This is a genomic window from Nonomuraea sp. NPDC050328 (assembly GCF_044459405.1).
In the GTDB taxonomy this organism is placed as follows: Bacteria; Actinomycetota; Actinomycetes; order Streptosporangiales; family Streptosporangiaceae; genus Nonomuraea.
In genome coordinates, this window is sequence record NZ_JBITIW010000018.1 from 22,513 (window position 1) to 34,263 (window position 11,751).

7 protein-coding genes are annotated in these 11,751 nt (G+C 70.9%); all 7 read left to right on the top strand.

Annotated elements, in window-relative coordinates:
• Nucleotides 1-32: 32 nt before the first annotated feature.
• On the top strand, nt 33-2,330 hold the full coding sequence (locus ACIBG7_RS42000) for an alpha-L-fucosidase (protein WP_397339920.1): 2,298 nt from the start codon (nt 33-35) through the stop codon (nt 2,328-2,330).
• A 100-nt stretch (nt 2,331-2,430) separates the two neighbouring features.
• Nucleotides 2,431-3,420: a LacI family DNA-binding transcriptional regulator gene (locus tag ACIBG7_RS42005; RefSeq protein WP_397339921.1), complete on the top strand. Its 990-nt coding sequence runs from the start codon at nt 2,431-2,433 to the stop codon at nt 3,418-3,420.
• A 76-nt stretch (nt 3,421-3,496) separates the two neighbouring features.
• Nucleotides 3,497-4,765, top strand: a complete 1,269-nt coding sequence (locus ACIBG7_RS42010) for a sugar ABC transporter substrate-binding protein (protein ID WP_397339922.1) — start codon at nt 3,497-3,499, stop codon at nt 4,763-4,765.
• Nucleotide 4,766: 1 nt separating this feature from the next.
• On the top strand, nt 4,767-5,702 hold the full coding sequence (locus ACIBG7_RS42015) for a carbohydrate ABC transporter permease (RefSeq protein WP_397339923.1): 936 nt from the start codon (nt 4,767-4,769) through the stop codon (nt 5,700-5,702).
• Entirely contained in the window at nt 5,702-6,541 is an 840-nt protein-coding gene (locus ACIBG7_RS42020) for a carbohydrate ABC transporter permease (protein ID WP_397339924.1), read from the top strand. Before ACIBG7_RS42015 ends, ACIBG7_RS42020 begins: the two co-directional genes overlap by 1 nt.
• On the top strand, nt 6,538-9,450 hold the full coding sequence (locus tag ACIBG7_RS42025; RefSeq protein ID WP_397339925.1) for a glucoamylase family protein: 2,913 nt from the start codon (nt 6,538-6,540) through the stop codon (nt 9,448-9,450). Before ACIBG7_RS42020 ends, ACIBG7_RS42025 begins: the two co-directional genes overlap by 4 nt.
• Nucleotides 9,447-11,750, top strand: a complete 2,304-nt coding sequence (locus tag ACIBG7_RS42030; RefSeq protein ID WP_397339926.1) for an alpha-L-fucosidase — start codon at nt 9,447-9,449, stop codon at nt 11,748-11,750. Before ACIBG7_RS42025 ends, ACIBG7_RS42030 begins: the two co-directional genes overlap by 4 nt.
• The last annotated feature ends 1 nt before the right edge of the window (nt 11,751 follow it).

The window sequence follows — 11,751 nt, forward strand, 5'->3', positions numbered from 1 at the left end:
TATGGATTGGCCCAACCAATACTGTGCAAGGCATGAGACGCAGCAAGTCGCTGGCGGTCGCCGCCGCCGCCGTGGTGGCCTCGGCCGCCCTCCTCACCCCCGCCGCCTTAGCGCAGGCGCCCTACGAACCCACCGACGAGTCGCTCGCCCGGCACGTCGCCCCCCAGTGGTTCGAGGACGCCAAGCTGGGCTTCTTCATCACCTGGGGCGCCTCGTCCGTCCCCGCCTACGCCCCCGTGGACAAGGAGGACGAGAGCAAGTACGCCGAGTGGTACTGGTCCAAGATGAACACCAAGGACACCGCCACCCAGAAGCATCACCTGGCCACCTGGGGCAAGGACGTCGACTACGACGACTTCCTGACCGAGCACTGGAAGGCCGAGAAGTGGGACCCGAAGAATTGGCTGGACCTCTTCCGGCAGGGCGGCGGCAAGTACTACGTCCTGGTCGCCAAGCACCACGACGGCATCGCCCTGTGGGACAGCGCCTACTCCGACCGCACCACCGTCAAGTACGGCCCCGGCCGCGACTTCACCCGTGAGCTGGTCGAGGCCAACCGGGCCGGCGGCTACGGGCTGAAGGACGGCCTCTACTTCTCGATGCCCGAGTGGTACAATCCCGCCTCGCCCGTCCAGTGGGGCGGCTGGTTCGGCCGCGGCGCGCCCAAGAACCCCTTCACCGGCCAGCCCGTGCCCTACACCGGCTACAAACCGGTCGCCGACTACGTCAAGGACTTCCAGCTCCCGCAGATGAAGGAGCTGGTCGACAAGTACGACCCCGACCTGATCTGGTGCGACATCGGCGGCGTCAACGACTCCAACACCTTCATGGCCTACTACTTCAACAAGGCCGCCGAGCGGGGCAAGGAGGTGACGGTCAACAACCGCTGCGGCAACAAGGCGCACGACTTCACCACTCCGGAGTACGCCGTCGAGCCGGACATCAAGAAGAGCAAGTGGGAGGCCTCGCGCGGGCTCGGCCACTCCTACGGCTACAACGCGCAGGAGGGCCTCGACGAGACCCTCACCCCCGACCAGCTCGTCGACAGCTTCGTGGACATCGTCTCCAAGAACGGCAACCTGCTGCTCAACGTCGGGCCCAAGGCCGACGGCACCATCCCCGAGATCCAGGCCACCCGCGTGCGGGCCCTCGGCGCCTGGCTCCAGACGCACGGCGAGGCGGTGTACGGCTCGCGCCACTGGACGCAGGCCGAGGACAAGGGCGCGACCGTGCCGGTGCGCTTCACCACGCAGCCGCGCGCCTTCTACATCACCGCCCTGGACTGGCCCGGCGAGAAGCTGACGGTCACCGCCCCGGTCCCGGTCAGGGACGGCGACGTGATCACCATGCTCGGCGACCCGCTGCCGCTGCCGTACAAGAAGAACCCGGACGGCACGCTGGAGATCACCACGCGCAAGCCCAAGGGCGCCTACGCCTACACCTTCCGCATCGCCCGGCCCGGCTACCTGCCCTCCATGGAGCGGCTGCTCGGCGTCGAGGGCAGCGTCGCGCCGGCCAGGGCGGGGGAGAACGCCAAGGTCGAGATCACCCTGGCCAACCGCGGCGACAAGGAGATCGCGGCCGGCCGGCTGACCGCCCGCGCGCCCTTCGACACGCAGAGCTTCGCCTTCCCCAAGCTCGCCCCGCACACCCGGCTCAAGCAGACCGTCGAGCTGCCCATCCCGGCCGGGACCCGGTCCGGCTCCTACGAGGTGACGCTGGAGGCCGTCGCGGGCGTGCACGGCGCCTTCAGCGCCACCACGCCGCTCAAGGTCGTGGGGGAGAGCGTCCCGGTGGACCTGAGCGCGGTCTACGACCACGACTCGATCGCCGCCGCGGACGCGCCGAACGACGGCACCTTCGGCAACGCGCCGGTGGCCTACCCGGCCGAGGAACTGCCCGCCGCGGGCGAGATCGTCCACGACAACCTGCGCTTCCGGTGGCCGTCCGGCGCCACCGGCGTCAAGAACAACCTCAACGCCAACGGGCAGCAGGTGCCGATCCCTCCTGGGGCCTACAGCACGCTGCAACTGCTCGCCTCCGCCGGGTATGGCCCCGGCGGCAGCGACGTCACCGTCACCTACGCCGACGGCAGCACCGACGCCGCCAAGCTCACCGTGGCCGACTGGATGACCGGCGGCGATCGCGCGGTCCTCACGACCAGCCACCGCTACCAGTGGGGCAAACTGGCCGACGCGGTCACCAAGGTGTACCGCTACGAGATCCCGGTGAACCCGGACAAGCAGGTCACCGGCCTGACCATCGGCCGGCCGGCGGGCCCGAGCCAGAACACGGCCACGCACGTCTTCGCCGTCACCGCCGAACGCTGATCCCCGGCCCTCTTTACAGCTCCGATCTCTGCCTGCAACATTCCGGGAATGGAACCGCTTCCAAAGACTTGGAAGCGGTTCCAGCCAGAAAGGAGTTCCCATGACCGCCACCATCTACGATGTCGCCCAGCGGGCCGGCGTGGGCATCGCCACCGTCTCGCGCGCTCTGCGCGGCTCGGGATCGGTGCGTCCGGAGACCCGCGAGCGCATCCTGCGGGCCGCCGAGGAACTCCACTTCACGCCCAGCCGGCTCGGCGTCTCCCTCGCCCAGGGCCGGCACGCCGCCAACGGCATCGCCTTCCCCAACCTCAGCGCCCCCTACTACGCCGAGGTGCTGCTGGGCTACGAGGAGGTCACCTCCGAGCTCGGCCGGTCGGTGATCATACTGTCGGCCGGCGGCCGCGGCGTCACGCCCGAGCAGGTGCGCGACCTGGCCGGCCGGGTGGACGGGCTGGTCGTCCACGGCAGGACCGTCCCGGCCGACCTCCTCGCCGAACTGGTCGACGGGGGTCTGCCCACCGTCCTGCTCGCCGGCGCGCCGGTGGCCGGGGCCGACCTGCTCACCACCGAGAACACCGGCTCCGCCCGGCTGCTGGCCGAGCACCTGCTCGGCCACGGCCTGCGCCGCCTCGCCTTCCTGGGCGGCCCGAGCGGGGGACCCGACGTGGACGAGCGCTGGTCGGCCGTGGCCGCCGCGCTCGCCGCCGCCGGCGCCCCGCCGCCCCGGCCCGCCCCGCTGACCGAGTACGGCGTGGCCGCCGCCCGCCGGGCCGCGCTGGACCTGCTCGCCGGGCCCGACCGGCCCGAGGCGCTGGTCTGCGCGCACGACGAGGTCGCCCTGGGCGCGCTCGCCGCGGCGCGCGAGCTCGGCCTCGACGTCCCGGGCGACCTGGCCGTCACCGGCTGGGACGACATCATGGCGGCCGAGCACTCCTGGCCGCCCCTGACCACCGTCCGCCAGCCGCTGCGCCTGCTGGGCGCGACGGCGGCGCGGGCGCTCGACGAGCTCGTCAGCGGAGCCCGCACCGAGCCCGGGCACCGGATCCTGCCCACCGAACTCGTGCTCAGGTCGAGCTGCGGCTGCCGCTGAGCGGGACGCCCCGCAACCGCGCCGACCTGCCACGCCCTGTTGTGTAAGCGGTTACACCCACTCCCCGAGGAGAACCATGAGACTCGCCACCAAGGCCGGGCTCGGCCTGCTGGCCGCCGCCCTGGTCCTGACCGGCTGCGGCCGCTCGACCGGCACCGCCGCCCCCGAGCAGGCCAAGGAGGTCGCCACCGACACCCCCGCCACCGGCACCGTCAAGGTCTGGGCGATGGGCGGCGAGGGCGAGAAGCTCCCGCAGCTCGCCAAGGAGTACGAGGCGGCCAACCCCGGCGTCCGCATCGAGGTCACCGCCATCCCGTGGGGTCAGGCGCACGATAAGCTCGCCGGGGCCATCGCCGCCAAGACCACGCCCGACCTGTCCATGATGGGCACCACCTGGATGCCGGAGTTCGGCAGGACCGGCGCCCTCGACCCGGTGCCCAGCCTGATCGACACCACCAAGTTCTTCCCGGCCGCGCTGGAGCCGCCCACGGTCGACAAGACCCTGTACGGCGTGCCGTGGTACGTCGACACCCGCGTGCTCTTCTACCGGAAGGACATCCTCGACAAGGCCGGCATCAAGCAGGCGCCCAGGACCTGGGCCGAGCTCACCGCCGCCGCCAAGGCCGCCCAGGACAAGGGCGGCGCCAAGTACGGCATGTACCTGCCCCCGGGCAAGGGCGGCGCCGCCGACGTCTACCTGCCGTGGATCTGGCAGCAGGGCGGCGACATCCTCGGCGCCGACGGCACGTTCACCTTCGACACCCCGGAGAGCGTCAAGGCGCTCAGCTACTACCAGTCCTTCTTCACCGGCAAGCTGGCCCCGATGGCCACCCAGCCGGGCGACGCCGAGCGCTGGTTCGTCGACGGCAGCCTGGCCATGCAGATCACCGGCCCGTGGATGGTCAGCAAGTTCCTGGAGCTGGGTGGCCCCGGCTTCGCCGACAAGTTCGCCGTCGCACCCGTACCCGGCGACAAGACCCGCACCTCCTTCGTGGGCGGCGCCGACCTCGTCGTCTTCAAGGACTCGCCCAACCGCGACGCGGCCTGGAAGTTCGTCAACTGGCTGAGCGACCCCGCCGTCCAGGTCAAGTGGTACGGCCTGCAGAAGGACCTGCCCAGCGTGCAGGCCGCCTGGCAGAACCCCGCGCTGCGCGACAACGACAAGGTCGCGCCCTTTGGCGAGCAGCTCAAGGACGCCAAGGCCACCCCGCCGATCGGCACCTTCCAGCAGATCCAGAAGCTCATCGAGGACCAGTCCGAGAAGCTGATCGTCGGCGGCGTCTCGCCCGAAAACACCGCCAAGGCGCTCCAGCAGGGCGCCGAGCGCATCGGCACCGGCGCCTGACATGGCGACGGCCACCCTGCCCGAGTCCGCGCGGCGCGCGGCTGGAGCCCGGGCGCGGTCCTCCGACCGCACCCGGCGGGCGGTCGCGGGCTGGGTGTTCGCCCTGCCCTTCGTCCTGCTCTACGCCGCCTTCGAGCTCTTCCCGCTGATCGTCTCGGTCGTCATGAGCTTCACCGACATGAGGTCGACCGACCTGCGCGACCCGCTGAACATCAACACCGTCGGGCTGGACAACTTCGCCCGCATCCTCGGCGACGCCAAGTTCTGGCAGGCGACCTGGAACACCCTGGTCTTCGTCGCCTTCAGCGTGCCGTTCACCCTGGCCATCGGCCTGGCGCTGGGCATCGCGCTCAACTCCGGCGTCCGCCGCCTGAGGACCGTCTTCCGGATCGGCTTCTACCTGCCGGTGATCTCCAGCGGCGTGGCGGTGGCGGTCATCTGGCGCTACCTGCTCAGCACCGACGCCGGCCTGATCAACTCCGCGCTGCGGCTGGTCGGCATCGACGGCCCGGCGTGGCTCAACGACACCAGGACCGCGCTGCCGTCGCTGATCGCCATGGCGGTCTGGCGGCACGTCGGCTTCGCCATGGTGATCTTCCTGGCCGCGCTCCAGGGCATCCCGCGCGAGTTGTACGAGGCGGCCGAGATCGACGGCGCCGGCCGCCGGCAGGCCTTCCGGCACGTCACCCTGCCGCTGCTCCGCCCGGCGGTGTTGTTCATCGTGGTCATCTCGGTCATCGGCAACCTGCAGTTCTTCGAGGAGCCGTTCATCATGACCCAGGGTGGCCCGCTGGACACCACCACCTCGATCTCTTACCAGATCTATACCACCTTCGGCTTCGGCCAGTACGGCTACGCCGCCGCCATGTCGTGGGTGCTGTTCGTGATCATCGCCTGCCTGACGCTGCTGCAGTTCCGGCTGATGAGGGAGAAGTGATGGCGACCGGCACCCGGCCCGGCGAGTACCGCGGCCAGCCCTGGATCTACGGCGTCCTGGTCGTCGGCCTGGTCGTGGTCTGCCTGCCGTTCGTGTGGATGGTCTTCAGCTCCTTCAAACCGGAGGGCGAGATCTGGCGCTTCCCGCCGACCTTCCTGCCGGAGCGGCCGACCACCGCCAACTACGCCGACCTGCTCACTCAGCTCGACTTCGGGCGGCTCGCGTTCAACAGCGTGCTGATCGCGCTGGTCTCGACCGCGGGCAACCTGCTGTTCTGCTCGATGCTCGGCTACGCTCTGGCCAAGCTGGACTTCCCCGGCAAGCGGCTGGTCTTCGGGCTGGTCATGTCCAAGCTCATGATCCCCGGCATGGTGCTGGTCATCCCCACCTTCGTGGTGGTCGCCGCGCTCGGGCTGATCAACACCTACGCCGGCATCATCCTGCCGGGCCTGGCCGGGCCCATGGGCGTCTTCATGATGCGGCAGTTCATGCTCGGGCTCCCCGACGACCTGGCCGAGGCGGCCCGGATCGACGGGGCCGGCGAGTACCGGATCTTCTTCCGCATCTTCCTGCCGCTGTGCAAGCCGGCGCTGGCCACGCTCGGCATCCTCACCTTCCTCGGCTCCTGGAACTCCTTCCTGTGGCCGCTGATGGTCGCCCAGGACAAGGACCTGTTCACCTTGCCGGTCGGGGTCGCGCTGTTCGCCTTCGACCACCAGAACACCGACTACGGGGTGCTGCTGGCCGGCTCGACGATGCTCGTGCTGCCGGTCATCGCGGTCTTCCTGTTCTTCCAGCGCCACTTCGTGCAAGGCATCGCCACGACGGGACTCAAATGAGAAGGTTCCTCACCGCCACCGTGCTGACCGTGCTCACCGCAGTGCTGCTCGCCACCGGCCTGAGCGGTACGGCGGCAGCCGTACCCGCGCGGTTGCCGGACGCCGACCGCGCCGTCCTCACCCAGTACGCCGCCGACACCTGGAAGTCGCTCGAAGCGCTCGTCGCGCCCGAGACCGGGCTGCCGGCCAGCTACGTCAACGCCGACCTCACCGTCCGCTCGCACCAGACCGGGCCGACCCCGTTCGGCGGCTACCTCTGGTCGGCCACCACCGCCTGGCGGGTCGGCCTCATCGGTCGCCGCGCCGCCCGCGAGCGGGTCGAACGCACCCTCGACGCCCTGGGCCGGCTCGACTACCACCGGCCGACCGGCATGTTCTACCGCTGGTACGACCCCTACACCGGCGGGCTGAAGGACGCCACGCCGGCCTCGACCTTCCTGTCCAGCGTCGACAACGCCTGGACCGCGGTCGGGCTCATGGTGGTGCGCAACGCCTTCCCCGAACTGCGCGGCAAGATCTCCCCGCTGCTCGACCGGATGGACTTCCGCGCCTTCTGGCAGGACGGCGCCAAGGGCGCCAACGAAGGCGGCGGCCTGATGCGCGGCGGCATCTGGCCGGTGCCGCCGGGCGATGCGACCTGCACCGAGAAGGTGAACGGCGTCGACTACACCTGCCACTTCTACGGCGCGCTCGGCGAGACCCGGATGGTCACCTACGTGGCCGTCGCGCTCGGCCAGGTGCCCGGCGCGAAGGCCTACTACGGCCAGAACCGCACGCTCGCGCCGGACGACTGCGGCCAGGAGCAGAAGCCGGTCGGCCGCTACCGCACCTACGGCGGGGTCAAGGTCTGGGAGGGCGCCTACACCTACCGCGGCATGCGCCTGGTCCCCAACTGGAACGGCTCCATGTTCGAGGCGATGATGCCCAACCTGTTCGTGCCCGAGGAGCGCTGGGGCCCGCGGAGCTGGGGCGTCAACCACCCGCTCTGGGTGCGCGCGCAGATCGAGCACGGTCTCGACGAGGCGGGCTACGGCTACTGGGGCTTCTCTCCGTCCAACAACCCGGCCGGCGGCTACCGCGCCTACGGCGTGGACGCGATCGGCATGGGCGCCGACGGCGCCTACTCCGACCAGGACCGGACGCCGGTGGACACCGGCTTCGAGGGCTGCCGCCCGGCCCAGCCCGAGCCCGTGCGCTTCGGCGACGGCACGGTCACCCCGCACGCCTCCTTCCTCGCCCTGCGCTATGCGCCGCGTGAGGCGCTGGACAACCTGGCCAGGCTCAAGCGCGACTTCGACGTCTACGGCCCCGGCGGCTTCTACGACTCGGTCTCGGTCAAGAGCGGCCAGGTCGCCAAGGAGTACCTGACCCTCGACCAGTCGATGGTGATGGCCGCGCTCGGCAACGCCCTGGCCGGCGACCACCTGCGCGACTACTGGAGCCTCGGCCGGCCCGCCGCCAGGATCCGGCCGCTGCTGGCCGCGGAGGAGTTCTCCGCCGCGCCCCGCGAGCAGGGCTGGAGCGCCGACGAGGTCACGCTGCGCCGCTACGCCGCCGACACCTGGCGCTCGCTGGACGCGATGGTCGAGCCCGCCACCGGCCTGCCCGCCGACAACATCGGCGGCGACCTGGCCCCCGCCACCCGCAACAAGTCCACCTCGCCGACCAACATCGGCCTGTACCTGTGGAGCGTCGCGGTCGCCCGCGACACCGGGATGATCAGCGAGGCCGACGCGGTGGCCCGCGCGGGCAAGGTGCTGGCCACGCTCGCCACCCTCGCCCACCACCAGGGCATGTACTACAACTGGTACAACCCGGCCGACGGCCAGGTGGCGCAGAAGTACCCCTTCCTGTCCAGCGTGGACAACGGCTGGCTGGCCGCCGGCCTGATGGTCGCCCGCAACGCCTTCCCCGGCCTGCGCGACCAGGCCCAGGCGCTGCTGTCGCGGATGGACTTCCGGCTCTACTACGACCCGGCCGCCAAGCCGGGCACCGGCCTGCTGCGCGGCGGCGCCTACCCGGCCAAGCCCGACGACGGCCGCTGCGTGGTCGAGGGCCAGGGCGTCTGGTACACCTGCAACCACTACGCCGGCCTGGGCGAGACCCGCATCGCCGCCTACGTCGGCATCTCCCTGGGCCAGCTGCCCGCCGAGCTCTACTTCGGCCCCTGGCGCTCGCTGCCCGACACCACCTGCGGCCAGGAGCAGAAGCCGGTCGGCTCCTACCGGACCCACCTCGGCCTCCAGGTCTGGACCGGCACGTACGGCTACCGCGGCATGCGCCTGGTGCCGAACGCCGGCGGCTCGATGTTCGAGGCGCTGATGACCACCCTGGTCGTGCCCGAGGAGGAGTGGGGCGCCAAGAGCTGGGGCCGCAACCACCCGGTCTTCGTCAAGGCGCAGATCGAGCACGGCCTGACCGAGGCCGGCTACGGCTACTGGGGCTTCTCCCCGGCCAACAACCCGGCCGGCGGCTACCGCGCCTACGGCGTGGACGAGATCGGCTTCAGCACCGGCGGTTACTTCTCCGACCAGCAGAACACCGCCGTGGACGTGGGCTTCGAGGGCTGCCGCCCGGCCCAGCCGCGCCCGGCGACCTGGGGCGACGGCGTCGTCACCCCGCACGCCGCGGCCCTGGCCTACCGCTATGCGCCGCGCGAGGCGCTCGACAACCTCGCGAAGCTGCGCCGCAACCTGGACAGCTACGGCCCCGGCGGCTTCTACGACGCGATCGCCGTCAAGTCCGGCCAGGTCTCCAAGCGCTACCTCAGCCTCGACCAAGGCATGTTCCTCGCCGCCGCCGGCAACGCGCTGACCGGCGACAAGCTGCGCGCCTATTTCACCGCGGGCGAGGCCGAAACCAAGCTCAAGCCCGTGATGGGCCTGGAGGAATGGGAGTCGCACCCATGATCGGCAAGACCCTGCTGGCCCTCGCTCTGCTGCACCCGGCCGCCGTGACCGGGGCGGCCGAACCGTACCGGCCGACCTACGAATCGCTCGCCCGCCACCAGGTGCCGCAGTGGTTCGAGGACGCCAAGCTCGGCATCTTCATCACCTGGAACCCCTCGTCGGTGCCGGCCTTCGCGCCGAAGGAGGGCCGGCCGGCCGGCTCGCCGTACGCGGAGTGGTACTGGAAGGAGCTGCAGCAGAACAAGAGCGGCCCGACCTTCAGGCACCACAGCGAGACCTACGGCCCCGGCGTGGTCTACGACGACTTCCTGCGGCAGTGGAAGGGCGAGAAGTTCGACCCCCGCGCCTGGCTGAGCCTGTTCAAGGCGGGCGGCGCCAAGTACTACACGCTGGTCACCAAGCACCACGACGGCGTCGCGCTCTGGGACACCGCGACCAGCGACCGCAACAGCGTGAAGTACGGCCCCGGCCGCGACATCGTCAAGGAGCTGGTCGAGACCAACAACCGGGAGTTCGGGCTGAAGAACGGCCTGTACTACTCGATGCCCGAGTGGTTCCATCCGAACATGCCCAAGGTGGGTGGCGGCTGGTTCGGCGGCACCGGCCCGAAGAACTGGCTGACCGGCGAGGACGTGCCCTACACCGGCTACAAGCCGATCACCGACTACGTCCGCGACCACCAGGCGCCGCAGCTCAGGGAGCTGATCGACCGCTTCTCGCCGGACGTGATCTGGTGCGACATCGGCGGCTTCGACGTGGACGACAGCCCCAACGTGCACGCCTACTACTTCAACAAGGCGGCCGAGCAGGGCAAGGAGGTGGCGGTCAACAACCGGTGCGGCAGCAAGGTGCCGCACGACTTCACCACCCCCGAGTACGCCGTCGAGCCGACGATCAAGAAGACCAAGTGGGAGGCCTCGCGCGGCATCGGCAGGTCCTACGGCTACAACGCGGCCGAGCTGCCCGCCGACTACCTGAGCGCCGACCAGCTCATCGACTCCTTCGTGGACATCGTCGCCAAGAACGGCAACCTGCTGCTCAACGTGGGACCGAAGGCGGACGGCAGCATCGAGGCGACGCAGGACCAGCGGGTGCGCGAGCTCGGCGCCTGGCTGAAGGTCAACGGCGAGGCGATCTACGGCTCTCGGTACTGGACCCAGGCCGAGGACCCCGGGGCGGGCGTGCCCGTGCGCTTCACCACCCAGCCGCACGCCTTCTACGCCACCGCCCTGGCCTGGCCGGGCGCCGAGCTGAAGCTGACCGCGCCGATCCCGCTCCGCGACGGCGACCAGGTGCACCTGCTCGGGCACCGCCGGCCGCTGAAGTGGACCCGCAACGCCGACGGGACGATCTCCGTCGACACCTCCAGGCTGACCGACCCCGGCAGCCACGCCTACGTCTTCCGCTTCGCCCGCCCGGGCTACCAGCACGCGCTGGAGGCGCTGGTCGGCGTGGAGGCGGCGGCCGTGCAGGCCAAGCCGGGGGAAACGGTCGAGGTGCCGGTCACCCTGGTCAACCGCGGCGACCGCCCCACGACAGCGGGCCTGGTCACCGTCACCGGGCCTGGCGGCAGCCGCGCGGTCGCCAAGGCACCCGCGCTCAAGCCGCACAGCCGCGCGAGCGTGCGGGTCTCCTTCACCGCCCCCGGCACGCCCGGCGAGGCCGAGCTCAAGGTGAGCGTGGTGGTCGGCGGCGGCATCCACCCGGTGTTCGAGACGAGGGCGCCGATCAACGTCCTCGGCCCGGTCACCCCGGTGGACCTGTCGGCCGCCTACGACAACGACGGCATCGCCACGGCGGCGGACCCGGCCGACGGGGACTTCGACGGGGCGGGCTCGACCTACCCCGCCGAGGAACTGCCGGCCCCGGGGCTCTGGGAGAGCCCGCAACGGCTCGCCTTCCGCTGGCCGGCCGCCCAGGACGGGGCGGCGAACAACGTCGTCGCCGCGGGGCAGCGGCTGGCCGTACCGGCGGGCAGGTACCGCAAGCTGCACCTGCTGGCCTCGGCCGGATTCGGCCGGGACGGAAGGACCACGGTGACCGTCACCTACGCCGACGGCTCCACGCAGGCGCTGCCGATGACCTTCGCCGACTGGCTGAGCTCCGGCACCACCCCGGTCGCCGTCGCCACCCGCTACCGCTACCTGGCCAGCGGAGCCAAGGACATCGGCGCCCACGTCAACCTGCACTCCTTCGCCGTCGATCCGGCCAAGGAGGTCGTCTCCGTCTCGGTGGGGAAGGCCACCGGCTTCAACCCCCGGGTGGCGCTGCACCTGTGGGCCCTGACCATGGAGAGCTGAA